Origin of the sequence: Variovorax sp. 350MFTsu5.1 (genome assembly GCF_048302515.1) — a bacterium.
GTDB lineage: Bacteria > Pseudomonadota > Gammaproteobacteria > Burkholderiales > Burkholderiaceae_C > Variovorax > Variovorax guangxiensis.
The window spans coordinates 5,582,311-5,606,738 of record NZ_CP157620.1; the positions used below are offsets into that span (position 1 = coordinate 5,582,311).

The window sequence follows — 24,428 nt, forward strand, 5'->3', positions numbered from 1 at the left end:
CTCGGTTCATGCGGCCACGGGCGCGGCCGAGGCAAGGAAGTCCTGTGCGAAGCGCTGCAGCACGCCGCCCGCTTCGTAGATCGACACCTCCTCGGCGGTGTCGAGGCGGCAGGTCATCGGCACTTCGAGCCGCTCGCCGTTGCGGCGGTGAATGACCAGCGTCACATCGGCGCGCGGCTCGCGCGCGCCGGTCACGTCGTAGGTCTCGGTGCCGTCCAGGCCCAGCGTGAGGCGACTGGTGCCGGACTTGAATTCGAGCGGCAGCACGCCCATGCCGATCAGGTTGGTGCGGTGGATGCGCTCGAAGCCCTCGGCCGCGATGGCCTCCACGCCCGCGAGGCGCACGCCCTTGGCGGCCCAGTCGCGCGAGGAGCCCTGGCCGTAGTCGGCGCCCGCCACGATGATCAGCGGCTGCCCGCGCAGCATGTAGGTTTCGATGGCCTCCCACATGCGCATGACCTGCCCTTCGGGCTCCACGCGCGCCAGCGAGCCGGCGCGCACGCTGCCGTCTTCCTTGCGCACCATCTCGTTCCTGAGGGTCGGGTTGGCGAAGGTGGCGCGCTGCGCAGTGAGGTGGTCGCCGCGATGGGTGGCGTAGGAATTGAAGTCGTCCTCGGGCAGGCCCATTTTGTGGAGGTACTCGCCGGCGGCGCTGTCCATCAGGATCGCGTTGGAGGGCGAGAGGTGGTCGGTGGTGATGTTGTCCGGCAGGATCGCCAGCGGCCGCATGCCCCTGAGCGTGCGCTCGCCGGCCAGCGCGCCTTCCCAGTAGGGCGGGCGGCGGATGTAGGTGGAGGCGGGGCGCCAGTCGTACAGCGGCGCCACCTTGTCGCCCGCATCGGGCCGGATCGCGAACATCGGCTCGTACACCTCGCGGAAGTGCGCGGGCTTCACGCTGGACTTCACGATGGCGTCGATCTCCGCGTCGTCGGGCCAGATGTCCTTCAGCCGCACCTCCCTGCCGTCGACCACGGCGAGCACGTCGCGCTCGATGTCGAAGCGCACGGTGCCGGCGATGGCGTAGGCCACCACCAGCGGCGGCGAGGCGAGGAAGGCCTGCCGCGCATACGGATGGATACGGCCGTCGAAGTTGCGGTTGCCCGAGAGCACCGCCGTCGCGTAGAGGTCGCGTTCGACGATCTCCTGCTGTATCGCCGGATCGAGCGCGCCCGACATGCCGTTGCACGAGGTGCAGGCATAGGCCACCACGCCGAAGCCGAGCTTTTCGAGCTCGCCCATCAGGCCTGCTTCCTGCAGGTACAGCGTCACGGCCTTGGAGCCCGGCGCCAGCGAAGACTTGACCCAGGGCTTGCGCACGAGCCCCAGTCGGTTGGCATTGCGCGCAAGCAGGCCGGCGGCGATCACGTTGCGCGGGTTGCTGGTGTTGGTGCAGCTGGTGATGGCAGCGATGATCACCGCTGCGTCGGGCATGCGGCCCGGTTCGTCGCGCCACGGCGCCGCGATGCCGCACGCCGCGAGATCGGCGGTGGCCACGCGCGCATGCGGATTCGACGGGCCCGCCATGTTGCGCACCACCGTCGAGAGATCGAAGTGCAGCACGCGCTCGTACACCGCGTCCTTCAGCGCATCGGCCCACAGGCCGGTGTGCTTCGCATAGGTTTCCACCAGCCGCACCTGCTCGTCACTGCGGCCGGTGAGGCGCAGGTAGTCGATGGTCTGCTGGTCGATCGCGAACATCGCGGCCGTGGCGCCGTATTCGGGCGCCATGTTGGAAATGGTCGCGCGGTCGCCCAGCGTGAGGCTCGCGGCGCCTTCGCCATGGAACTCCAGGTACGCGCCCACCACCTTCGACTGGCGCAGGAACTCGGTGAGCGCCAGCACCACGTCGGTGGCGGTGATGCCCGGCCGCGGCCGGCCCGAGAGCTTCACGCCGACGATGACGGGCAGGCGCATCCACGAGGCCCGGCCCAGCATCACGTTCTCGGCCTCCAGTCCACCCACGCCGATGGCGATGACGCCCAGCGCGTCGACGTGCGGCGTGTGGCTGTCGGTGCCGACCAGCGTGTCGGGGTAGGCCACGCCGTTTTGCGCATGCACCACGGGCGACATCCGCTCCAGGTTGATCTGATGCATGATCCCGTTGCCCGGCGGTATCACCTCCACATTCCTGAAGGCCCGCTTCGTCCAGTCGATGAAGTGGAAGCGGTCTTCGTTGCGCCGGTCCTCGATGGCGCGGTTCTTCTCGAAGGCATCGGGGTCGAAGCCGCCGCACTCCACCGCCAGCGAATGGTCGACGATGAGCTGCACCGGCACCACCGGGTTCACCTGCGCCGGGTCGCCGCCCTGCTCGGCAATGGCGTCGCGCAGGCCGGCCAGGTCGACCAGCGCGGTCTGGCCCAGGATGTCGTGGCACACCACGCGCGCCGGAAACCACGGAAAGTCGTGGTCGCGCTTGCCTTCGACGATCTGCCGCAGGCTCTGTTCGAGGATGGCCGGATCGCAGCGGCGCACAAGATTCTCGGCGTGCACGCGCGAGGTGTAGGGTAGCGTGGCCCATGCGCCTGGACGCAGGGCCTCGACGGCCTCGCGCGCGTCGAAATGGTCCAGCGAAGTGCCGGGAAGGTTCTTGCGGTACTGGGTGTTCATGGGGCGGCGCTCGGGCCTCTTGCCTTCTTGTCTTTTTACTTCCGATCCTGGATCGGCGCGAACTTCAGGTCTTCCGGCCCGGTGTAGTTGGCGCTGGGCCGGATGATCTTGTTGTCGACGCGCTGCTCGATGATGTGCGCCGCCCAGCCCGAGGTGCGCGCGATGACGAAGAGCGGCGTGAACATGGCCGTGGGCACGCCCATCATGTGATAGCTCACGGCGCTGAACCAGTCGAGGTTGGGAAACATCTTCTTGACTTCCCACATCACGCCTTCGAGCCGCTCGGCGATGTCGAACATCTTGGTCGAGCCCGCCTCCTGCGACAGCGACCTCGCCACGCCCTTGATGACCACGTTGCGCGGATCGCTCACCGTGTAGACCGGGTGGCCGAAGCCGATCACCACCTCCTTGGCCTCCACCCGGCGGCGGATGTCGGCCTCGGCTTCGCCGGGCGAGTCGTAGCGCTTCTGGATCTCGAAGGCCACCTCGTTGGCGCCGCCGTGCTTGGGCCCGCGCAGCGCGCCGATGGCGCCGGTGATGGCCGAGTACATGTCGGAGCCGGTGCCCGCCACCACGCGCGCGGTGAAGGTCGATGCGTTGAACTCGTGCTCGGCGTAGAGATTGAGCGAGGTGTGCATCGCGCGCACCCAGGCCTCGGAGGGCTTGCGGCCATGCAGCAGGTGGAGGAAGTGGCCACCGATGGAGTCGTCGCCGGTCTCCACGTCGATGCGCTTGCCCTGCGTGGACCAGTGGTACCAGTACAGCAGCATCGAGCCCAGCGAAGCCATCAGCCGGTCGGCGATGTCGCGCGCGCCCGGCAGGTTGTGGTCTTCCTTCTCGGGAAGCATGCAGCCCAGCGAAGAGACGCCGGTGCGCATCACGTCCATCGGATGCGCGCCGGCGGGCAGTTGCTCCAGCGCCTCCTTCAGGCTCGCGGGCAGGCCGCGCATCGACCTGAGCTTCGCCTTGTAGGCGCGCAACTCCGCCGCCGTGGGCAGCTTGCCGTGCACCAGCAGGTGCGCGATCTCCTCGAACTCGCAGACCTCGGCGATGTCGAGGATGTCGTAGCCGCGGTAGTGCAGGTCGTTGCCGGTGCGCCCGACGGTGCACAGCGCGGTGTTGCCGGCCGTCACGCCGGAGAGGGCCACGGACTTCTTCGGCTTGAAGCCGGCGAGGGCTTCGGCAGGGGAGGCGGTGTCGTTCATGCTGCTTCCTTTTCTGGGTTCGGTTGTGCGTTGGGGATGCGCCTGGGCCGCCCGCTCTTGTCGACGGCGACCATCTCGAAGAAGGAGCGCAGCGCCTCGCGCGGCGCCTGCCCCAGTTGCTCGAAGCTGCCGGTGACGCTGACGGTGAGCGAGCTGCGGCCCCGCCGGCTGATCCATGCGCGCAGCCGCAGCACGCTGCCGACCGGCACGGGCGCGAGGAACTGCGCGTCGCCGCAACCGGCCATGACCACGTCGGCCTGCGCGAAGTCGCGCGCCGCCAGGAAGGCTGCCTTGGACATCAGCATCAGCGCGTTGCCGCCGAACAGCGTGCCGTAGTGGTTCGCATGCTCCGGAAACACGATTTCCGTGAGTTCGAGCGCCGTGTTCCGGTTTGTCATGATTCGCAATTTACGCAAATGCGTACCCATAATGAAGGACTGAATTTGCCAATCATTGCGAATAGAAAACGCCAGATTTGCAAATATTGCGAATACCACAGATGCAGCCAGGAGCCGGACGATGAGCAAGACCTTCATGGGCGTGCGCCTGCGCAAGCTGCGCGCCGAGCGCGGCATGACGCAGGTGGCGCTGGCGCAGGTGCTGGGCCTGTCGCCCAGCTACCTGAACCAGCTTGAGCAGAACCAGCGGCCGCTCACCGTGGCCGTGCTACTTCGGATCAGCCGCACGCTCGGCGTCGACGTGCAGCAGTTTTCGGAAGACGAGGAAGCCCGCCTGGTCTCTGGCATGCGCGACGCTCTGGCCGACAACCCCGGCGGTGAAGCCGTCGCCCTGCCCGAGCTGCGCGAGGTGGCTTCGCAGATGCCGGCCGTTGCGCGCGCGCTGCTCGCGCTGCACCGCCGCCACCAGGAAGCGATGGAGCGGCTGGAGATCATGGCCGCCGAGCTGGGCGACGGACGCGGCGAACTCACCAACGCGCGGCCCATGCCCTTCGAGGCGGTGCGCGACTTCTTCTTCGCCCACCAGAACCATTTCGAGGAACTGGACCTGCAGGCGGAAAAGCTCTCCGACGAAGCGCGCGCCCGCGGTGGTCCGCTGTCGGAATGGCTGCAGCAGCGCCTTTCGAAGCAGCACGGCGTGCACGTGGTGCCCACCGATGACGACGCCATCGACAGCCAGCGCCGCTACGACCCCGCCAGCCGCGTGCTGCACCTGTCGGCCGGCCTGGAGCCCGGCCAGCAGGCCTTCCAGCTCGCGACCCAGCTGGCGCTGCTGGAGCAGGCGCGGCTGATCGAGTCGCTGCTGCAGGGCGCCGACTTCAACGACGACGCGCCCACGCATGCGCTGGCCCGCATCGGCCTGGCGAACTATTTCGCCAGCGCCATGCTGCTGCCCTACGGCCTGTTCCTGAAGACGGCGGAAGCCCTGCGCTACGACATCGACCTGCTGGCGCGCCGCTTCGGCGTGGGCTTCGAAACCGTCTGCCACCGCCTGAGCTCGATGCAGCGGCCCGGCGCGCCCGGCGTGCCCTTCTTCTTCATCCGCGTGGACCGCGCGGGCAACATCTCGAAGCGGCAGTCGGCCACGCACTTCCACTTCTCGAAGACCGGCGGCACCTGCCCGCTGTGGAACGTGTACGAAGCCTTCGCGCAGCCCGGGCGGGTGCTGCGGCAGCTCGCGCGCATGCCCGACGGGCGCACCTACCTGTGGGTGGCGCGCACCGTGTCGCACGGACAGCGCGGCTTCGGCTCACCGAGCAAGACCTTCGCGATCGGCCTGGGCTGCGACATCCGGCATGCGCCGAGGCTGGTCTATTCCAAGGGCCTCGACCTCGCGGACCAGGAAGCGCCCACGCCCATCGGCATGGGCTGCAAGGTGTGCGAGCGCACGGCCTGCCCGCAGCGGGCGTTCCCGTTCATCGGGCGGGCGCTGGACGTGAACGAGAACGAAAGCCGGTTCACGCCCTACGCGGTAGCGGATTCCTAGACGGCCGACATGGCGGCCGGGACCTAGACCGCCGATACGGCGGCCGATGCCGCAGCGCGGCCGTCGCCATAGACCGGCGGCGCCTTGACGATCGAAGTCAGCGCCGGCTCGGCCGCGCGCAAAGCGGTGAGATCGGGACGCGGCCTGCGCAGCTGCGCGCTGGACGAGAACGCCGCCTCCATCGCATGCGCCGCGCCCAGAACCTGGTGGTCGGCCCTGAAGCCGCCCACCACCTGCAGCCCGAAGGGCATGCCCGCATGGTCGAGGCCGCAGGGCAGCGTGATCGCGGGGTGCGTGGTCAGCGTGACCACGTAGGTCAGCGCCAGCCAGCGGTAGTAGTTGGCCTGCGGCTCGCCGTTGATGGCGGCTGCGTACAGTTGCGTCCAAGGGAAGGGCGAGACCGGCGTGGTCGGCGACAGCACGAGGTTGTAGTCGGCGAAGGTGGCCTGGAAGCGCTTCAGCAGCCGGGTCTGCTCGGCCTGCGCCCAGGCACTGTCGAGCAGGCTCATCTTCGCGCCCATCTCGTAGTTGGCGCGCGGGTTGGGGCCGAGGCTGTCGGGGTCGCGCTCGTAGGCCGCCTGCATGCCGGCCACGAAGGCCTCGGCGCGCAGCACGTCGAAGCAGCGGTGCGCCTCGCCCATGTCGAACTCGACCTTGTCGCAGCGGCCGAACAGGTGCCGCATCGCTTCGATCTTGCGGCGGAAGGTGGCGCGGATGCCGTCGTCCACCGCGCAGGTGCCGAAGTCTTCGGTCCACGCCACGCGCAGTCGGCCCAGGTCGACCGGCGGCGGCGTAAGAAAGGACAGCGGGTCCAGCGGATAGCTCAGCGGATCGCCCGCGCACATGCCGGCGGAGGCCGCCAGCTGCAGGCAGGCCTCTTCCACGGTGCGGCCCATGGGGCCGACGACAGAGATCGGCGTCCAGCCCAGCGGCTTGCGCACGCTGGGCACCACGCCGGGCGATGGCCTGAAGCCCACCACGCCGCACTTGGCGGCCGGAATGCGCAGCGAGCCACCGGTGTCGGAGCCAGTGCACACGGGCAGCATGTCGCAGGCCAGCGCGGCCGCCGAGCCGCCCGAGGAGCCGCCCGCATTGAGGTTCGGGTTGAACGGGTTGCCCGTGGCGCCCCACACGTCGTTGCGCGAGTTGGCGCCCGCGCCCATCTCGGGCACGTTGGTCTTGCCCGCGACGACTGCGCCCGCGCGACGCAGTCGCGCCACCAGCTCGATGTCTTCCGTCGGCACATGGTCGCGGTAGATCGGCGAGCCCCAGGTGGTGAGCAGGCCCTCGGTGGGCTCCAGGTCCTTCACGCCCATCGGCAGGCCGTGCAGCAGGCCCAGCCTGTCGCCGCGCATCACGGCGCCTTCGGCCGCCTTCGCTTCAGCGCGCGCGCGCTCGAAGCAGGTGGCTGTGACTGCATTGACGAAAGGGTTCACGCGCTCGATGCGCGCGATGCATGCCTCCAGCAGCTCGACGGGCGAGACCTGCTTGCTGCCGATGAGGCGGCGCAGTTCGACGGCGGATTTTTCGACGAGTTCGCTGGCGGAATCGTGGGTTGTCTTGGCAGAGGTCATCGATGTCTCTTGTTCTGGGCATGGCGCTGCGAATTCGCGGGACACCACGGAACCGGCTTCGCCGGGCCGTGGGTGTCGCCCCCGGCGAGGGGGTTGGCGCAGCGACACGAAGTGCGCGAAGCCTGGGGGAGTGCCAAGTCAATCTGCAGTGATGTTGGCTCTTGCGGCGACGGCCCGCATGATGGGCAGTTCGCGATTGATGAGCTCCACGCCCGCCGCGGCGCTGCTGTAGCTCGGCTCGAGCCCCGCGGCCAGCAGCTTGCTCTTCGTTTCCGGGTCGGCGATGGTCGCGGCCAGGGCCTTCTCCAGCTTCGCCTTCACGTCGGCGGGCACGCCCTTCGGCGCGGCCAGCATGAGCCAGGAATCCATCTCGACCTCGGGGTATCCGCTCTCGGCGAAGGTGGGCACATCGGGCAGCAGCGCCGAGCGCTTCGCGGTGGTCAGCGCGATGGCCTTGATCTTTCCGCTCTTGAGCTGCGGGACAGCCGCGCTCACGGTGTCGATGCTGAACGGGATCTGGCCGCCCATCAGGTCGGTCATGGCCGGTGCGCTGCCCTTGTAGGGCACATGCGTCATCTTCAGGCCGGTGGCATGCAGCACGGTTTCGCCCGCGAACTGCGCGGTGGTGCCGGTGCCGAAGGAGCCGTACGAGTATTTGCCCGGCGCGGCTTTCACGTAGTCGACGAACTGCTTCACCGTCTGCACCGGTACTTCGCTGTTCGCCAGAAGGATCAGCGCGACGCGCCCGGCGATGCCGATGGGCTCGAAGCTCTTCACCGGGTCGTAGGGCAGGTTGCTGCGGATCGCGGGGTTGACGGTGAAGGTGGAGCCCGAGCTCAGCAGCAGCGTGTAGCCGTCGGGCGCGGACTTGGCCACGTAGCTCGCGCCGACCACCGTGCCGGCGCCGCCGCGGTTCTCGATCACCACCGGCTGGCCCAGTTCCTTGCCCAGGCGCTGCGCGATCACGCGGCCGTTGACGTCGGTGGCGCCGCCGGGCGGGAAGGGAATCACCAGCGTGACCGGCCGTGCGGGAAACCCCGTCTCGGCGGCGAGCGACGCCAGCGGTACGGCGCCAAGTCCAAGGCTGCAGCAAAGCAATGCGATGCGCGCCACGAGCGGGAGACGGTTCATCGGGACTCCTGGAATATCGACTGGAAGACGAGGTTCAGCGGGGTTCAGGGTGCAGACGGGCCGATCCTAGGAGCGTCATGACGGTGTCACAAGCGCAATGTTTAGAATTCTTCGTTGCTGAATCGGCAATCCACAGCCTTCATCCAGATCACTTGCAGGAGCAATTCATGGCGCCTCGTGCCTTGCAGGAAACCGCCGTGCGCTACTTTCTCGAGGTCGTGAAGACCGGTTCGGTGAAGGAAGCCGCGGTCAAGCTCAACGTCGCGCCCTCGGCCGTGAGCCGGCAGGTGGCGCGGCTCGAACGCGAGCTCGACACCCTGCTCTTCGAACGCCATGCGCGCGGCATGGTGCCCAATGCCGCGGGCGAGCTGCTGGCAGCGCACGCCAAGCGCGCGCAGCAGGACATCGAGCGCGTCGCCAACGAGATCGCCGGCCTGCGCGGACTACGCAGCGGCCATGTGCGCGTGGCGAGCACCGAGGGCTTCGCCTTCGACTTCATTCCCCGGCTGATCGCGCAGTTCCGCCTCAAGCACGCGGGCATCCGCTTTCACCTGGAAGTCTGCGCGCCCGCCGACATCTCGCGGCTGGTGCGCGATGGCGAAACCGACGTGGGTATCACCCTCAGCGCCCTGCCCGAGCCGGGCATCGAGGTGGAGCTGCGGCACCCGAGCCCCATCCTCGCGGTGATGGCCATGGACCATCCGCTGGCGCAGCAGCGGCAGCTGTCGCTTCGCCAGGTGGTGGCCTATCCGCTGGGGCTGCCGCAGGAAGACAGCTCCATTCGCCGGCTGCTCGATGCCAGCTGCTCGCGGCAGGAGTTGCGCTACGAGCTGGCCATGTCCAGCAACCATGCGAACTCGCTGTTGAGCTTCGCGGCTGCGGGCGGCGGCAGCATCGCCTTCTACGGGCCGCTGTCGATCCGCACGCTGCTGCAGAGCAAGGCGCTGGTCGCCATTGCGCTGAAGGACCGCGAGATGCACGAGCGGCATCTCGCCATCGAGACCATGGCGGGCCGCTCGCTGCCCGATGCAGCGAAGGCCTTCGTGCGCTTCCTGGTGGACGCGGTGAAGGCCTCGGACTGAGTTTTCAGCGCTGCATCAGCGTATTCGACGGCAGCGTCTCGTCGAGCAGCTTGCGCGCCGTCTCGATGCCGGCCACCGGCAGCAGCTTCGGGTCGAGCAAGCCCACCTGCACCAGCACGCTGGCCTGGTCCCAGTAGATGTGCTCGTGATAGAGCTTGTCGCCGCGGAACTTGATGACCGCGAGCAGCGGAATCTCCACGCGCTTGCCGGTGGGCGCCACGCCCGGCAGCATCCACGGGATCTCGGTGGTGTGGGTGAAGCAGAACAGCATCTCGTCGACCACCTGCGTGGCGCCGATGGTGCGCGAGATCGGCACCAGCGAGGTGTCGGGCGGGTTGCTGTTGACGAAGTGGTTCGAATAGAAGGCGTGCAGGTTCCTGTAGCCCACGCCGCCGGTCATGGTCGGGATGTGGTTGACGTAGGGCTCGGCCACCATGGTCGACATGGTGTCGTCGACGTTGCGCGTGCCGAACTCGTACTCGCAGTGCTTGTCCCACAGCGCCGAGAGGTCGTAGTGCGGTCCGATGGCGTCCTTCAGCGTGGCGATGCTGCGCTCGTGCGCCATCAGCGCCGAGGGCTTGTGGTAGTGCTCGCCGCCCAGGCGAGCGAAGGCGTGGTCCATGCCCGGGTACACGTGCAGCGAGACGCCGGGGCGGCCCTTGAGCGCCGCGACGATGCGGTCGCGCGCCTCGGGCGGGCAGAACTTGTCGAGCTCTGCGATGTGCAGCGTGAGCGGGCGCCTGATCTTGTCGGCCTCGTCGAGCGCGGCATCGATGCCCACGCCGTAGTAGCCCACGGCCACGTCCGCGTCGGTGCGGCAGGCCGCGAGGTAGGCCAGCTTGCCGCCGAGGCAGAAGCCGAGCACGCCGACCTTGGCACCCTGCACTTCGGGGCGCTGGCGCAGGGCGGTGATGGCGGCCTGCATGTCCTCCATGCCCTTGGCCTCGTCGAAGCCCTGGTAGAAGCCGAAGGCACGCTGCCAGTCTTCGGGCGAATAGCCCAGCTCCACGTCGGGCTGCTGGCGCCAGAACAGGTCGGGCACGAGCACCACGTAGCCTTCCTCGGCGTAGTAGTCGGCCACCTCGCGCATCGTGGAGTTCACGCCGAAGATTTCCTGCGCGATGACCAGGCCAGGGCCGGTACCCGAGGCCGGCAGTGCGAGGTAGCCGCTGAAACTGCCGCTTGCGTCGGTGGCCTCGATGCGGATGCGTTGTGGTGCCGCTGCTTGAGGTGCTTTCTGCTGCATGTGTTTTGCTCCGTTCATGGGGTGGGTCACGGGATAAGTATGGCGGGCCGCGCGCTCATTGCATGCATTCCGGATGTCGTGTCGTCACCTGGTAGTAGCCCGAATGAAAGACCAGCGGCTCGCCGTCGAAGCGGTCGTAGCGCTCGACCTCGCCGATGAAGATGAGGTGGTCGCCGCCATCGTACTGCCTGACGTTGCGGCACACGAATCGCGCGATCACGCCGTTGAGCAGCGGCACGCCGGACGCGCCCTCGCAGCACTCCACGCCGCCGAACTTGTCCGCCTGCGGCGTCGAGAACTGCCGCGACAGGTGATGCTGGTTTGCCGCCAGCACGTTGATCGCGAAATGGCTCGCACCGGTGAAATCGGCCAGGCTCGGCGCCTGCCGCGCGAGGCTCCACAACACCAGCGGCGGATCGAGCGAGACCGAGGAGAACGAATTGGCGGTCATGCCCACGCGGCGGCCGTCCATCGCGCGGGTGGTGATGACCGTCACGCCGGTGCTGAACTGGCCGAGAGCCTTGCGGAAGTCGCGCCGGTCGAAGCGGTCCACCACGGCCTCGCGCGCCCGATCTTCGAGAAAGCGATCCGCCTCGGCGGCATCGAACCACCAGGGCGCGAAGGCGCGCGGGTCGTCGAAGCCGTTGACCACGATGCTCGCGACCGCGGGCATGCTGGCGGCGCTCTGCAGCAGCTTCTGCAGATGAGGTTGGGGCGGCGCGAGCAGGCTGTTGGTCCAGCCGGTGGCCCAGCGGGCATAGCCTTCCCAGTAGCGGTCGAAGGTCTGCTGCATCCACGCGGCGTCGAAGGGCGCGTCGCCGTGTTCGAGGATGCGCTTGAGGTAGATGTCGGCGCACTTGGCCGCGTTGTTGGAGCCCTGACCGGTGATCGGATCGTTGAGCACCACCGCGTCGGCTAGGCCCAGGACCTTGCGGCCCGACGGCAGCCGCGCCACCGGCTTGCGCACCGCGGGCGTGAAGCGGCCCGAGAGGATGCCGTTGTCGTCGGTCAGTTCGATGTCGCGGCAACGCTCGGCCTCCCAGGGCAGGAAGGTTTCCAGGATCCACTTGCTGCGGGCAAGGTGCTGCTGCGGTGTCTTCACGTCGGCCCAGCAGTCCATCGGGCCGCCCGGCACGCCTTCGAACACCATGATCTCGCACGGCCCCGTGGTCGTCAGCGCCGGAAACACGAAGTACTCGCCCACGCCGGGAATCAGGTTGAAGCACACCGCCGAGTGCGACGCGCGCGGCTTCATGCCCTTCACGTAGGTCAGCGCCAATGCGCGCTGCGGCTGCTCGTACGGGGAGCGCTCGTCGTCGCGCTCGAAGAGCCTGGAGATCTCGCCCTTGCCGCTCGCGACGACCACGAGGTCGTTCATCCGCGCGCAGGTCTCCAGGTCGTCGATGCCCATGTCCTGCAGCACCAGCCGGCCGCCGCGCCTCTCGAACTCGGCCATCCACGCGGGAATCTTGAGCCGCTGGTCGACCGACTGCGCGGGGCCGTCGAGCTTCGCGCTCCATTCGATGGCCTTGCCGCCCTCCGGATTGCGCACCGCGATGCCGATGCCCTCCACCGGCGGACACTCGTCCGCCCACCAGTCCAGTCCCAACTCGCGCTCGGTCTGCAGCGCGGTCTCGAACATGCACTGGCTGGACATCACCGGCCCTTCGCCGATCTCCTGCGCGCTGCGGTTGGAGAAGACCGTCACCTCGAGCCCCGAGCGCTGCAGGCCCAGGGCGAGCTGCATGCCGGACTGGCCGGCGCCGACGATGGCCACGCGTCGCTTCATGATGGGCTCCGCTCCAGGCTATGCGACGGCGGCGCAGGTGTCGATGAAGCGCTGCGCCTCGGTCGGGTCCGCGAACCAAGGGAAGTAGGTGCGCGGATCGTCGAAGCCGTTGGCGAATGCGCTGGCCAGCGGCGGCATCGCACCGGCCGCTCCGAGCAGGTTGAGCACGTGGGGCGGCGGCGGTGCCAGCAGCATGTTGGTCCACTGCGAGACCCATTGCGCGTAGCCGAACCAGTAGCGGTCGAAGGTCTGCTGCATCCAGGCCGCGTCGGCCGGGCCGTCGCCGCGCGCGAGGATGCTCCTGAGGTAGGTGTCCGCGCACTTGGCCGCGTTGTTCGAGCCCTGCCCCGTGATCGGATCGTTGAGCACCACCACGTCGGCCAGGCCCAGCACCTTGCGCCCCGACGGCAGCGTTGCCACCGGCTTGCGCACCGTGGGCGCGAAGCGGCCCGCGAGGATGCCGTTGTCGTCGGTCAGCTCGATGTCGTGGCAGCGCTCGGCCTCCCACGGCGTGAAGGTGTCGAGGATCCACTTGCTGCGCGCCAGATGTTCCTCGGGCGTCTTCACGTCGGCCCAGCAGTCCATCGGGCCGCCGGGCACGCCTTCGAACACCATGATCTCGCACGGGCCCGTGGTCGTCAGTGCCGGGAACACGAAGTACTCGCCCACGCCGGGAATCAGGTTGAAGCACACCGCCGAGTGCGGCTCGCGCGGCTTCATGCCCTTCACGTAGGTCAGCGCCAGTGCACGCTGCGGCTTGTCGTAGGTGGATTTGTGAGCGTCGCGCTCGAAGAGCTTGGAGATTTCGCCCTTGCCGCTGGCCACCAGCGTGAGGTCGTGCGTCTGCGTGCAGGTCTCGAGCTCGTCGATGCCCGCATCCTTGAAGACGAGCTCGCCGCCCTTCTTCCGGAATTCGTCCATCCACGCCGGAATCTTCACGCGCTGGTCGACCGACTGTGCGCTCGAATTCAGCCGTGCCACCCAGTCGATGGCCTTGGAGCCCTTCTGCTCGGGATGCGGCACGGCCAGGCCGATGCCTTCCACCGTGGGGCACACGCTGCCCCAGTGGTCGAGCCCCAGGTCGCGCTCGATCTGCAGCGAGGTGTGGAACATGCACTGGCTCGACATGACCTTGCCCTGGCGGATGTCCTCGCCCGTGCGGTTGCTGAACATCATGACCTCGTAGCCCGCGGCAAGCAGGCCCAGCCCCAGTTGCAGGCCCGACTGGCCCGCGCCGACGATTGCGATTCGCTTCATTGCCTTGCTCCTTGCTTGGTTGCTTGCTAGTCCATCAACTTGGGAATGGCCGGCACGGCCTGCTCGGGGCCCATGGCGGAGTAACCGCCGTCCACCGCATAGTCGGCGCCGGTCACGAAGCTCGCATGGTCGGAGCACAGGAACAGCACCACCTGCGCCACCTCGTCCGGGTCGCCGACGCGGCCCAGCAGGTGGAAGGGCGCGGCCACGCGGTCGGTCTTGGCGCGGTCGCCGTTGGTGAGCTGGTTCATCACGGCCGACCAGGTCCAGCCCGGCGACACGCTGTTCACGCGGATGCGGTCGGGCGCGAGGTCCATCGCCATGTTGCGCGTGAGCTGCGCCATCGCGGCCTTGCTCACCGGATAGAGCCAGCGGCCCGTCTGCGCCACGCTCGAGGAGATGCTCGTGAAGTTGACCACCGCTCCGCCACCGGCCGCCACCATGTGCGGATGCACGGCCTGCAGCATCGCCACCGCGCTGGCCACGTTCACGTTGAACGAGGTGAGCCAGTCGGCGCGGGGCGACTTGAAGCCGTCGTCCACGTAGGAGCACGCCAGGTTGACGAGAAAGTGCACGCCGCCGTGCCGCTCGGCCGCCTCAGCCACGCAGGCCTTCACCTGCGCGTCGTCCGTGATGTCGGTGCGCACGAAGCGCACGCCGGTGCCCAGCGAATCGGCCAGGGCCTGGCCGTTGCCGGCGTCGATGTCGGCGATGACGACCTTCACGCCCGCCGCATGCAGGGCGCGCACCACGCCCGCGCCTATCAGTGTGGAGCCACCGGTGACGATGGCGCTCTTGCCTTCGAGTCCCTTGAACATGACGCTTGCTCTCCTCGGTTGATCGGGCAGGCCCGGCTGGTGCCTGTGGGAGCGAACGTTAGGGGCAAGGGTTGCCAGGACGAGTCCCGCAAACGCAGGCGCTGTCCCTGGCGCGCAGATTTCTGGGGAGACGGCTCTCGCGGGCCCCGAGGGGAGGCCCGAATTGTGGGTAGGGATGGTTTTTGCTACGGTGCCCTGGCCCTGTACTCGCCCCATGGAAACCCTCACGACCCCACCGTTGCCGTTGCAGCGCTACCGGCTTTTCGAGAGCCACGACGTGGACGAGGCTCGTGAAAGCGTGGCCCGCATCTTCTGTCCGCACGGCCTCGTCATGCTCAGGCCGCGCACCACGCTGGACGCCTGCCACCACAGCGCGCGGCTGCACCGGGACGTGAGCCTCAACTACGTGCAGTACGGCCCCGGCGTGCAGATCGACCCGGGCTACCTGCAGGATTTCTTCCTGTTGCAGATTCCGTTGCGCGGCGGCGCCGAAATCCGCTGCGGCGCGCAGCAGATCGACGCCACGCCCCGCCTCGCATCGCTGCCCTCGCCCACCGAGCCGCTGTCGATGCGCTGGGCCGACGGCAGCCCGCACCTCATCGTGCGGCTGGCCCGTTCGGCGCTGCATTCGCGGCTGGAGTCGCTGCTGCAGGCGCCCCTCGGACGGCCGCTGGTGTTCGACCTCGGCGTGCCGCTGGACAGCCCCACGCTCGCGCCGCTGGTGCATTTCATCGACTACCTGCGGCTCACGCTCGACGCCGGCAACGGGCTGGAGGCCGGCGGCCCGCTGGCCGAGCATGCGGAGGCGTACCTGATCTCCAGCCTGCTGATGTCTGCCGGGCACAACCACTCGAAGGCCCTCGCCGGAGACAACCAGCGGCGCCTGCTGCCGCGCGTGGTCAGAAAGGCGCAGGAATACATGTCGGCGCATGCGGACCAGCCCCTGTCGCTGGCCGACGTCTGCCGCGAGGTCGGCTGCAGCGCACGCGCCCTGCAGCTGGCGTTTCGCCAGCATGCGGGTCAGGGGCCGATGGAGTTCCTGCGCGAGACGAGGCTCGACAGGGTGCGCACCGAGTTGCAGCGCACATCGGGCGGCGCCGCCGGAGCCGGCGTGCGCGAGGTGGCGCAGAAGTACGGCTTTCTCCACCTGGGGCACTTCGCGGCGCAGTACCGTGCGCGCTTCGGGGAGCGGCCCTCGGAGACGCGGGCTCCGCGCCCCCGCTGACCGCGCGCCCCCTGGGGGTGGATCAGACCGCCAGCGTCTGCTCCACGTCCTGCGTCTTGCGGCGCGCGAGCGCGAGGTTCGACTTCGACTTGTCGAGCACCAGGTAGATGAACAGGCCTTCGTGCTTCTGCAGCGGGCGGATGATGTGGTACTGGCGCCCGAGGGTGATCAGGATGTCCTCGATCACGTCGTTCAGGCCCAGTGCACGCATCGTCTTGTGCTTGGCGCGCACCACTTCGGTATTGCCGGCGGCGGCGACTTCCAGGTCGACGCCCGAACCGATCTGCCCAAGGATCATGCCGCTGCCCGAATCGACCAGTGCCGCGCACAGCGCACCGTCGATCGTCATGAGTTCGTCCATGGATTGCTTGATGTTTGCCATCGGAGTCTTTCGTAGGTAGTCCATCGCCCTGATGATCGGCCGCCGCCCGGGCGAATGATGAGCGGCGGCCGCTTGTAAAAAGGCTGGGTGCTCAGGCTCGCTGCAGCGCGAGCGTGGCCTGCTTGGAGAAGTACAGCGCCTGGCCGATGACGGCGTCCTTGCCCGTCACCACGCTCACGATCAAACCCGCTTCCTCGTGGCGGGCCTGCAGCATCAGGATGTGGCCCAGCGCGGTTTCGATGGCGACGTTCTCGCACTGGCCGAGGCCGCTCTCCTCGCCCGCCACCGCGCCGAGCGCGGCCAGCGAGCTCGCGATGGCCGACATGCGCGCGACCTGCGCGGTGTTCTCCGCGCGCGCGGCGAGCTCCATGCCGTCCTCGGTGGCGATCACCACGGCCTTCACGCCCTTGATCTCGCGCATGAGCGTGTCCACGACGGTCTCGGCGGCGTCCTTGATGCGGGGTGCGATGTTCATGTGGGTGGGGTCCGGCGTTGCGGCAGGAAGAGAAGAAAAGGGAAGAACAGGAAAGAAAGCAGTCCGGTGCTCGCTCAGGCTTCGAGCTGGATCAGCAGCAGATCGAGCAACTGCACCACCTGCTGCGGATCGGTTACGTTGGCGGGCAGCACTGGGCACAGCACGCCCTTGTCCTGCATGCGCTGGGCGTAGGCCTCCAGCCCGGGCTCGGGGTGCGTCTCCATGCGGCCCACCGCGACCACGCAGGCGGTCTTCTCGATGAGTTCGGCGAAGCCATCGAGATACACCTCGAGATCGGCCAGCGGATCGGGACGGCTGTTGTCGACCAGGACCACGAGGCCCAGCGCGCCGCGCGCGAGGATGCGCCACATGAAGTCGAAGCGCATCTGCCCGGGCGTGCCGTACAGGCGCAGCTTCTCGCCGTTGTCGAGCGTGAGCTCGCCGTAGTCCAGGCCGACGGTGGTGGTGGCCTTGGCGACCGAGGCGTCGTTGTTGCGCACCTCGGTGCGCACCGGTGGAATCTCGCTCACCGCGGCGATGGCGGTGGTCTTGCCCGCACCCATGGTGCCGGTGAAAAGAATCTTGTGCTCCACGCTGTTCAGGCCCTCGGTCCGGATGACAGCAGCCCCAGGCGGCTGCGGATGCGCGCGAGCAGGCCCGGCTCCACGGTGGCTCGCGGCGCGGGAGACACTGGAGGTGCGGCGTGTGGCGCCTCGTTGCCGGTTGCGATGTGCGAATCGGGCCAGATCGACTCGGGCGCGCGGCTGTTGACGAAGCCGGTGGCCCCATGACCACCACCACTGCTCGCGACGAAGCCCGCGCGCTCGAGCGCGGAGATGAAATCCGCGCACTCCTGCGCGCTGGCGTTCGAGCGCTGCTGCAGCGCCTGCAGCGAGGCCGGCCGACTCGCGAGCAGCGTGGCGAGCTTCATGCGCATGGTGGTGTCGAGCAGCGTCGACGAGGGCCAGCGCAGCAGCCGGTATTCCTCGCTGCGCGCGGCCTGCTCGTTGCGGCTGCGCGAAGCCGCGGCGAGCCCGAGTTCGCGGGCATGGACCACCATCGCGCCGAGGCGGTTGAGCATGGCCTCGAGCGCATCTGCATGCAGCGGCAGGCGCAGGAACGGGCCGCGCGAGGGTGGTGTGTCGCCGATGGTCAGCAACGGCACCGGGCGGTCGGCCGGGTCTACTTCAGGCGGCGCCGCAGCGAGCTTGTCGCCCACCACGCGGAGGTCGGCGTCCTCGACCTGCCAGGCCCAGTGCTGATGGGTGCGATGGTCCAGCAGCCGGACCAGGGACTTGAAGAGCAGTTCGTCGCGGGCCGGCAGGCCCTCGACGCTGAAGCTCAACAGCGGCCGGCGGGCGCGCGAGGCGGCGACCGGCGTGTTCATGGACAACTCCGAAACGGGCATGCGACGGCCGAGGCTGGCCGCACCAAATTGGGGCTTTCTTGCGGCTTGAACTGCAATTCCGGAGCTCCCCATGATGAACATTCACAGGGAGACGCGACGTCTGCCCTGGACTGAATGCCTAAGTGTTATGAGAATGTTTCTGGGAAAATATAACATTCGTTGCAAATAAAAACACTAGATTACAGAACCCGACTGCGGCCTACGGGAATCGGTGGGGAAGAGAGGGTGTGATGAGAGGGCGACGGGATGCTCCCTCCGCGCGCAAGAGTCAGGACGCCGCATCGATGCGGGAGCCTCGAAGCCAGCGACCGAGGGCGTCCGCATTGCCATGAGCACGAGCAAAAGGACGGCTGCGAGCTTCTCTCGACGATTCAGCAGTTCACGACCAGCGGGCTGTCGGTGGCCCTGATCTACGACGACGGCCAGCGAAATCGGCTGAACAAACAAGATCGTCGCCGACCAGAAACAGCGCGACCTGATTCGGCACCGCTGACGTCTGGCAACATGAAGCGCTCGGGCTGGAGGAGCGCGAAGACAGATGCCTCTTGCGGTGAAAAGACATCTGCCAATGAAAAAGTCCCGTCGCAGAGACTGCGCGGGACTTTCAAAAACTGCCAGAGATTGATTCTGGCGGAGAGTGTGAGAGCAAAATATCCTTTTAAGACATCCACTTAGCCGAAAGATACCACGATGAATGCCATAATTCACGCGAGCTACAAACGCGTTAGGGTGCTACGGCTCATGTTCTCGCTGACCGTTCAATTTCTCGCCGAGTTATCTTCCTCAGTGAGCTATCGCCTGTACTCCCGCGAGCTGCTGGCCCCAGCGATTGAGCCATTGCACCAGCGCCGACATCTCAGAATCGCTCATGGTTGAGCACAGCTCTCCCCATAGCGCAGATGCAGGGCCGTTGTAGTCGCGCACGTCCCTAGCTACATCCAAAAGCAATCCAGGCACTTCGGATGTGATGCTCTCTACCCACTTATCCCATTGAGAGCTCGCTTGCGCTGCAATCGATGCAATCTCGGAAAAATCCTCACTTGCACTTTGCTCAAGTGCGATCTGAATTCTTTCGAACATTGTCGGCGTGATTCCGTCGCGCAGATCTTTGTCACTCCCTGCATCCGAAACCAGCAGCATCAGCAAGTTAAGGATTAGAGCTGTGTTCCCGGAGGTTTCCTGATTGGATGTGAGCCCCCGATTGAGCCCCGACAGCGTTTCACAATCATGCGCGACCAATTGTGCGGTATTCATTGCACGCAGAAACTGACGCTCAGTCTCTTTCATGCGCGGCAAGGAATATTCAACATCCCAATAGCTGCTGTTCTCACCGACAAAACCCTTCACTATGCCTCGGCACTGCATGCTCATTTCAGTCGCGGCTTTCGAGGAGCTCAGCAGACCACAGCGCCCCCATGCTTGAAGAAACCAGTCGGTACTGAGCAACAATGTCAGGTCATCAGTTCGGTATTTCATGCTACAAGATTCGAGAAGGCAGTGGCGCGTAGGCGAGACGGAAAGCAAAAGGCGGGACTCTGCAGCCTGAAGAAAGTGCATCCGTTATTGCTTTCCGCAACTGGCTTTGCTTCTGCTCTAGTTGCTGAATGTGCCCATTCCAACTGCCGGACCCCGCGGGTAAAGAAGGAGATGGTTTTTGTGGTGCATGGGTCTTGAGGTTGAGCTTGTCAATATACAGATCCGTCAGTCGCCCTTCGATCTCGGTCATCAGGCGATATATCGCAGTGAGCCTCGCCTCGCAGTTATCCTCCGGATGGCACATTTGATATGTCAGAACCCCGGCGGCAAACGCCAACGTCCAGACGCTAGCTGCGGTAACGGGCCGCATCGCTCCGGACCCTCCCCGGTAGAGAGCATCATTGGCTGCCGGAGGGAACAGACGTGGAAACGGATCCGGTGTTTTGGGCAACGCCTGCAATCCCATCGGGTCACTGAAGCTCAGCGAATCTCCATCCACATACCCGAACCGATTCCATCCGCCATCGAGCCCAATGGGATCAGGCTGGCTGTATCGCCCAGTTCTTGAGTCGTAGCTCCTGAAGTAGTTGTAGAACAGCCCCGACTCCTCATCCGCATACTGCCCCGGATACCGCAGGTTGAACTTCACCTCTGCGATGTTTGTGGTGCCCGGGTTGGGTGTGACCTCCGTGTTGACGAAGCGATACCTTGCAAGCGTCGGCTTATCCTCGCCGAACGCGCTGTAGCTCCATTGCCAGACAGCCTGACCGTCCGCGTTGGTCAGCTTTCTCGGCGTGTTCAAGTGATCGCTGTGGACGGCATAGATGGTCCCATCGATGACGGCGGCGATCGGCATTGGCCCATTTGCCGTAGGCAGGTAGATGTACTGGTTCTGCCCCGCACTGGCCGTGCCGCCGCTGCCCACCTCGGCGATCAGCGTGCCCTGCTCGTCATAGGTGTAGGCATAGCCCAGCTGCTCCGCCTGTGTCGTGCTCGGGCTCCACAGCTTCGTGAAGAACGCGATCAGGCTGGCCATGAAGCCGGGGTCTGCCTCGTCGCCCTGGGTGGGTGGGTACAGCGGCTCCGTCTTGAACACCCGCTGCCCCAGCGCGTTGTGGGCGTAGCGAGTGGTCGGGCTGACGTCGGTGGCACCGGTGGTTGCCGCAGCCAGGCGTCCTTCGGCATCGTAGGTGTAGCTCCGAAGCCCATCGGTGAGCATGTCGCCGTTGGCGTTGTAGCCGTAGGTGACGCTGGTGCTGCTCGATCCGTTGAGGGTCTGGGTGAAGCCGGTGAGCTGATTGCTGAAGGCGCCGACGGCGTAGGTGCGGTTGGTGGTCTGGCCGTTGAGGACCCGGGTGCTGCTGGAGCGGTTGCCGTTGGCGTCGTAGCCAAAGCCTGCGATATCACTGGCCGTGTTACCCGTGGCGTTGAAGCTGGTGATGCGCCCCACGCTGTTGTAGCCCACGCTCCAGGTCACGTTCGCATTGGCGATGGTGCTGTGGGTGGGATCGGTGTCCCCGGGCAGGTTCAGGTTCTGCGTGAGGCTCGTGATGCGGCCTGCCGCGTCATAGCCGTAGCTGCTGAACTCGGTGTTCGTGAGCCGGCCCGCGGTGTCGTAGGTGCGGCTGGCGGCGAGTTGCGGGCTGCCGGTGGTGAAGGCCCAGGTCCATGCGGTGGGCTGGCCCAGCGGGTTCCAGGCGACGCCGCTGACCAGCGGATTGCCGCTCCAGTTCAGGCCCGTGAGGCGGCCCGTGGCGTCGTAGACGTGGCTGAGGGTGCCTCCGTTGGGATAGCCGATGCTCGCCAGGGTGCCGTTGGGGTTGTAGGCGTAGCTGACCTGCTGGACGCTTCCGTTGGCGAGGGTCTGCTTCTTGAGCGTGACCCGCCCGAAGGCATCCCGGGTGTACTCGGTGGTGCCGCTGCGGTCGATGATCTCCGACAGATACCCCTTGCTGTTGGCCGTGAGGTCGTAGCGCAGGGCGGTGGCCTTGCCGTCGGCGAAGACCAGTCCGGTGGGGCGGCCCAGGGCGTCGCGGGTGATGGTCGTGGCCTGGCCCAGGGCATCGGTAACCTGGCTGGGCAGGCCGAGGTTGTCGTACTGGGTGCTGGAGCCGCCTGTGTCGGCGCTGCTCTCGGTGGTGGCGTTGCCCTGGGCATCGCGGCCATAGGCGGTGACCACGCCCTTGAAGTCCTTGGCCTCGGTGACGGCATCCAGGGCGTTGTACTTCAGGGTGGCGCTGGCGTTGGCTGCGTCGGTGACGCTCTTGACGCGGCGCAGGCTGTCCAGGCCGTAGCTGGTGCTCTGGTTCAGGCCGTTGGTCGAACTGGTCAGCTCGCCGTTGGCGTCGTAGCCGAAGGTGCTGCTCTGGTTCGTGCCTTCGGTCCTGGAGGACAGCCGGTTGATGTTGTTGACTGCGCGAGCCACGCTCCAGGCGACGTTGCCGGCAGCGTCCTTGATCTGCTCGGCGGTGCGGTTGCCCATGCCGTCCAGGGTGTAGGTGCCGCTCTCGCCTCGGTTGTTGCTCCAGCCGATCAGGCGGTGGGCGGCGTCGTAGGCGTAGGTCAGGACGAGGCCGCTGGGCAACGAGACGGTCTCGACGGTGCCGTAGGGCTTGTAGGTGAGGACTGTGGTCTGGCCGCCTACGGTCTGGGTCAGCAGGCGGTCGCGCTGGTCGTAGGTGTAGGTGGTGGTCAGGCCATTGGGAGCCGTGCTACTCACGACGCGGTTGGCGAGGTCGTAGCCATACTGCGTCACATGGCCCAGGGCGTTCGTGGACGTGAGGACGTTGCCTCGGGGGTCGTAGGTGTAGCTGGTGACTGCGCCGTTGGGTTCGGTGGCTGTATCGACCAACTGCGACGCGTTGTAGGTCCACTGCCAGAGTTGGGCCTTGTTCGTGGCGGTTTCGGTGACAGTCTTCGACAACGGATTGCCGACGGCATCGTAGTTGTAGGCAGTGGTACGGCCGGGCTCGGTGATCAGCACGGGCAGCGAGAAGGTCGCATGCCATTGCGTAGTCACCGTGCGGGCATCGGGCGTGCCGGAGGCTGACACCACTGTCGTTGGCAAGCGCCGGGCAACGTCCCACGTCGTGGTGGTCACCACACTATTGAAGTCCGTCTCCGAGGTGATCAGGCCATTGCTGTCTTGAACCCGGAGCGCCGCATCGCTCTTGCCTTCGCCAGAAGGCAGTGAGCCTCCGGTGACAGCAAGCTTGCCCATCGTGGTGCCATAGCTGTAGTTGCGGCTCGTGCCCAGTGGATCGACCACGGTCGCTAACCCTGTAGACGGATAGCTGACCTGATAGCTGTCGACGGAGCCCGCGAGCTGGGTGCTGATCGCGCGGCCCGCGCTGTCGTAGGCAAACGTGCCCCAGCGAACACCGGCTTCATCGAAGATGCCGGTAAGCGCCTGGGGGAACGATGCGTTCTCGTAGACGAAGTTGCGGCCCTTGCCATCCGGGTACAGGACCGAGACCAGGCGGCTCGATCCATCGTAGGCATAGGCGATGACGCGGGCATCCGGCGTCGTGGCGGTGGTCAGTTGGCCTGCGCCGTTGTAGCCGAAGACGAGAGTGCGGCCGAAGTGGTTGGTGACCGAAGCGAGTTGGCCTGGGCCGTTGTAGGTATAGGTGATGACCCATCCGTTGTGATCCGTCTCGAACTGCAGCTTGCCGGTGCTGTCGAAGCTCAGCGTCGCGTTGTCATCGGCGCGGGAGTAGGTCCAGACGCCGGAGGAAAGTTGGACCAAAGTGTCCGCGCTGCCGCTTGCAGTCCAAACAGCCTCGCCTGCAGTCTTGCCGAATGTACGCACATAACCTTCGCCAGTGGTGATGGTCACGCTTGTAGGCGAAGCACTGGGCGTGGCGGCCAGTCTTGTGCTGAAGTTGTGCGACCAGACTTGACCGAGCGGACCGCCAACCCGCGCCGAATCACCGGCCCAGTTGCTACGGTAGGTGCGAGTGAAGGACAGCGCCCCGGGACCGGAATCGGACCAATCGGGTTCAGAACGGTACTTTTCAGCTGTCGCAGGAAAGATGGGCGAGCCTTCGAAAACGCCTGCAACCGGTCGTCTACAGATGTCGGCCGGCTCAGGGGCTGGCGGCGCGCTGCATGAGCGCCCATCCTCGCTTTCCGTTGAACCCTGGACACATTCGCATCCATCGCCAACTCTTCTCGCATTTGCCGGGCAACTGTTCCAACCAGCTTCTACGTCCAAACCGCCACTTGCGCAGCCCGAAAGAGCTGCGCCGAAGGACATCGTCGTGGCATTAATCCAGTTGACGGAAGTCCATATGCGGCAAGACAGATATCCACCGTTCACGGCATCCCAAGAGGCCTTTTCTGCCGCCAATCCAACATCTGGATCCGAGTAGCTCACGCCGGTGCGCGATCCAACCCACGAAGTAGAAGCAACCGGTAGCACTGCGCCCGCGATACCTGACGCAGCCATCAACTTGAGCAAGACCATGAGGCTGAGAAGCCTTCGAAGCACCCTGCTACTCCGATTCAGCAGGTGTCCACTCGGAACTACGATCAGTCCGTGAATCGCCCCTAATGCTCTCCAAAGACTCATCGAACACTCCCTCATGCTTTTCAATTCATTTGCCTAAGCAGCCGCAGGAAACTCCGAGGATTGCAACGGTCCACATTTTTCGAACGGCCGATCAAGCCGTCATGTAGCGCGCGTCACCGCACGAAGCGCACTCTGTACAAGTTGTTTCAGATTAGCCGAAACGTCTCACACCGACAACGCTAAATCGATGGCAGTCAAAGTGCCGGCGGCACGATGAATGCAAAAGAACTCCATTC

Annotated in this window: 18 protein-coding genes and 2 pseudogenes; 3 read left to right on the forward strand and 17 right to left on the reverse strand. The window is 66.3% G+C overall.

The annotated features are described in order from the left end of the window. Positions 1–6: 6 nt before the first annotated feature. The 3 genes from acnD to ABL843_RS25430 are packed head-to-tail and all read right to left on the reverse strand — an operon-like array spanning position 7 to position 4,210. The gene (acnD, locus tag ABL843_RS25420) at positions 7–2,607 is read right to left on the reverse strand and encodes a Fe/S-dependent 2-methylisocitrate dehydratase AcnD (RefSeq protein ID WP_418117753.1); all 2,601 of its coding nucleotides are present in this window, start codon (positions 2,605–2,607) and stop codon (positions 7–9) included. Positions 2,608–2,642: 35 nt separating this feature from the next. After that, entirely contained in the window at positions 2,643–3,812 is a 1,170-nt protein-coding gene (gene prpC, locus ABL843_RS25425) for a bifunctional 2-methylcitrate synthase/citrate synthase (protein WP_418117754.1), read from the reverse strand. Further along, complete coding sequence (locus ABL843_RS25430) at positions 3,809–4,210, reverse strand: acyl-CoA thioesterase (RefSeq protein WP_418117755.1); 402 nt, start codon at positions 4,208–4,210, stop codon at positions 3,809–3,811. The genes prpC and ABL843_RS25430 overlap by 4 nt, the downstream gene beginning before the upstream one ends. Positions 4,211–4,331: 121 nt before the next feature. Here ABL843_RS25430 and ABL843_RS25435 point away from each other — a divergent pair, with 121 nt between their 5' ends. Beyond that, positions 4,332–5,756: a short-chain fatty acyl-CoA regulator family protein gene (locus tag ABL843_RS25435; protein ID WP_418117756.1), complete on the forward strand. Its 1,425-nt coding sequence runs from the start codon at positions 4,332–4,334 to the stop codon at positions 5,754–5,756. A gap of 23 nt (positions 5,757–5,779) precedes the next feature. Here the strand turns inward: ABL843_RS25435 and ABL843_RS25440 are convergent, their stop codons facing one another. Both ABL843_RS25440 and ABL843_RS25445 read right to left on the reverse strand, forming a co-directional pair. Continuing rightward, entirely contained in the window at positions 5,780–7,330 is a 1,551-nt protein-coding gene (locus ABL843_RS25440; protein ID WP_418117757.1) for an amidase, read from the reverse strand. 138 nt (positions 7,331–7,468) lie between these two features. Then, entirely contained in the window at positions 7,469–8,461 is a 993-nt protein-coding gene (locus ABL843_RS25445; RefSeq protein ID WP_369660922.1) for a Bug family tripartite tricarboxylate transporter substrate binding protein, read from the reverse strand. A 167-nt stretch (positions 8,462–8,628) separates the two neighbouring features. Between ABL843_RS25445 and ABL843_RS25450 the strand changes: the two genes are divergently transcribed. Then, positions 8,629–9,543: a LysR family transcriptional regulator gene (locus ABL843_RS25450; protein ID WP_369660921.1), complete on the forward strand. Its 915-nt coding sequence runs from the start codon at positions 8,629–8,631 to the stop codon at positions 9,541–9,543. A gap of 4 nt (positions 9,544–9,547) precedes the next feature. On the opposite strand, the gene ABL843_RS25455 is transcribed toward ABL843_RS25450, so the two are convergent. The 5 genes and pseudogenes from ABL843_RS25455 to ABL843_RS25475 all read right to left on the reverse strand — a co-directional run bounded on the left by ABL843_RS25455 (position 9,548) and on the right by ABL843_RS25475 (position 14,653). Continuing rightward, positions 9,548–10,789, reverse strand: coding sequence for a dienelactone hydrolase family protein (locus ABL843_RS25455; RefSeq protein WP_418117759.1), 1,242 nt, complete (start codon positions 10,787–10,789; stop codon positions 9,548–9,550). A 55-nt stretch (positions 10,790–10,844) separates the two neighbouring features. Continuing rightward, the gene (locus ABL843_RS25460; protein ID WP_418120516.1) at positions 10,845–11,345 is read right to left on the reverse strand and encodes a flavin reductase family protein; all 501 of its coding nucleotides are present in this window, start codon (positions 11,343–11,345) and stop codon (positions 10,845–10,847) included. Beyond that, positions 11,340–12,578, reverse strand: a pseudogene (locus ABL843_RS25465) (styrene monooxygenase/indole monooxygenase family protein); the annotation flags it as partial. The pseudogene ABL843_RS25465 and the gene ABL843_RS25460, both read right to left, overlap by 6 nt. A gap of 18 nt (positions 12,579–12,596) precedes the next feature. After that, on the reverse strand, positions 12,597–13,835 hold the full coding sequence (locus tag ABL843_RS25470) for a styrene monooxygenase/indole monooxygenase family protein (RefSeq protein ID WP_418117760.1): 1,239 nt from the start codon (positions 13,833–13,835) through the stop codon (positions 12,597–12,599). A gap of 26 nt (positions 13,836–13,861) precedes the next feature. Continuing rightward, positions 13,862–14,653, reverse strand: coding sequence for an SDR family oxidoreductase (locus ABL843_RS25475; protein ID WP_184642248.1), 792 nt, complete (start codon positions 14,651–14,653; stop codon positions 13,862–13,864). A 214-nt stretch (positions 14,654–14,867) separates the two neighbouring features. Between ABL843_RS25475 and ABL843_RS25480 the strand changes: the two genes are divergently transcribed. Further along, positions 14,868–15,878 (forward strand): AraC family transcriptional regulator, encoded by a 1,011-nt coding sequence (locus ABL843_RS25480; protein WP_418117761.1) that lies wholly within the window; start codon positions 14,868–14,870, stop codon positions 15,876–15,878. A gap of 22 nt (positions 15,879–15,900) precedes the next feature. Here the strand turns inward: ABL843_RS25480 and ABL843_RS25485 are convergent, their stop codons facing one another. From ABL843_RS25485 to ABL843_RS25515, 7 genes and pseudogenes are all read right to left on the reverse strand, one after another. Next, positions 15,901–16,260: a hypothetical protein gene (locus ABL843_RS25485; RefSeq protein ID WP_019656468.1), complete on the reverse strand. Its 360-nt coding sequence runs from the start codon at positions 16,258–16,260 to the stop codon at positions 15,901–15,903. A gap of 91 nt (positions 16,261–16,351) precedes the next feature. After that, positions 16,352–16,735: a roadblock/LC7 domain-containing protein gene (locus tag ABL843_RS25490; protein WP_126025016.1), complete on the reverse strand. Its 384-nt coding sequence runs from the start codon at positions 16,733–16,735 to the stop codon at positions 16,352–16,354. 74 nt (positions 16,736–16,809) lie between these two features. Continuing rightward, positions 16,810–17,328 (reverse strand): GTP-binding protein, encoded by a 519-nt coding sequence (locus ABL843_RS25495; protein WP_126025017.1) that lies wholly within the window; start codon positions 17,326–17,328, stop codon positions 16,810–16,812. Positions 17,329–17,333: 5 nt separating this feature from the next. Then, complete coding sequence (locus ABL843_RS25500; RefSeq protein WP_418117762.1) at positions 17,334–18,122, reverse strand: hypothetical protein; 789 nt, start codon at positions 18,120–18,122, stop codon at positions 17,334–17,336. Between the two features lie 804 nt (positions 18,123–18,926). Further along, entirely contained in the window at positions 18,927–19,619 is a 693-nt protein-coding gene (locus tag ABL843_RS25505) for a hypothetical protein (RefSeq protein WP_418117763.1), read from the reverse strand. A 1-nt stretch (position 19,620) separates the two neighbouring features. Further along, on the reverse strand, positions 19,621–23,457 hold the full coding sequence (locus ABL843_RS25510; RefSeq protein ID WP_418120517.1) for an RHS repeat-associated core domain-containing protein: 3,837 nt from the start codon (positions 23,455–23,457) through the stop codon (positions 19,621–19,623). A 21-nt stretch (positions 23,458–23,478) separates the two neighbouring features. After that, a pseudogene (locus tag ABL843_RS25515) lies at positions 23,479–24,207 on the reverse strand (DUF6531 domain-containing protein); the annotation flags it as partial. Positions 24,208–24,428: the final 221 nt, after the last annotated feature.

Excerpts from the sequence above, each read along its gene's own strand:
- ABL843_RS25490 (WP_126025016.1), bottom strand. The coding sequence starts at position 16,735 with ATGAACATCGCACCCCGCATCAAGGACGCCGCCGAGACCGTCGTGGAC.
- ABL843_RS25505 (WP_418117763.1), bottom strand. The coding sequence starts at position 19,619 with ATGAAATACCGAACTGATGACCTGACATTGTTGCTCAGTACCGACTGG.
- ABL843_RS25485 (WP_019656468.1), bottom strand. The coding sequence starts at position 16,260 with ATGGCAAACATCAAGCAATCCATGGACGAACTCATGACGATCGACGGT.
- ABL843_RS25470 (WP_418117760.1), bottom strand. The coding sequence starts at position 13,835 with ATGAAGCGAATCGCAATCGTCGGCGCGGGCCAGTCGGGCCTGCAACTG.
- ABL843_RS25445 (WP_369660922.1), bottom strand. The coding sequence starts at position 8,461 with ATGAACCGTCTCCCGCTCGTGGCGCGCATCGCATTGCTTTGCTGCAGC.
- ABL843_RS25475 (WP_184642248.1), bottom strand. The coding sequence starts at position 14,653 with ATGTTCAAGGGACTCGAAGGCAAGAGCGCCATCGTCACCGGTGGCTCC.
- ABL843_RS25440 (WP_418117757.1), bottom strand. The coding sequence starts at position 7,330 with ATGACCTCTGCCAAGACAACCCACGATTCCGCCAGCGAACTCGTCGAA.
- ABL843_RS25435 (WP_418117756.1), top strand. The coding sequence starts at position 4,332 with ATGAGCAAGACCTTCATGGGCGTGCGCCTGCGCAAGCTGCGCGCCGAG.
- acnD (WP_418117753.1), bottom strand. The coding sequence starts at position 2,607 with ATGAACACCCAGTACCGCAAGAACCTTCCCGGCACTTCGCTGGACCAT.
- ABL843_RS25430 (WP_418117755.1), bottom strand. The coding sequence starts at position 4,210 with ATGACAAACCGGAACACGGCGCTCGAACTCACGGAAATCGTGTTTCCG.
- ABL843_RS25450 (WP_369660921.1), top strand. The coding sequence starts at position 8,629 with ATGGCGCCTCGTGCCTTGCAGGAAACCGCCGTGCGCTACTTTCTCGAG.
- ABL843_RS25500 (WP_418117762.1), bottom strand. The coding sequence starts at position 18,122 with ATGAACACGCCGGTCGCCGCCTCGCGCGCCCGCCGGCCGCTGTTGAGC.
- ABL843_RS25480 (WP_418117761.1), top strand. The coding sequence starts at position 14,868 with ATGGAAACCCTCACGACCCCACCGTTGCCGTTGCAGCGCTACCGGCTT.
- prpC (WP_418117754.1), bottom strand. The coding sequence starts at position 3,812 with ATGAACGACACCGCCTCCCCTGCCGAAGCCCTCGCCGGCTTCAAGCCG.
- ABL843_RS25455 (WP_418117759.1), bottom strand. The coding sequence starts at position 10,789 with ATGCAGCAGAAAGCACCTCAAGCAGCGGCACCACAACGCATCCGCATC.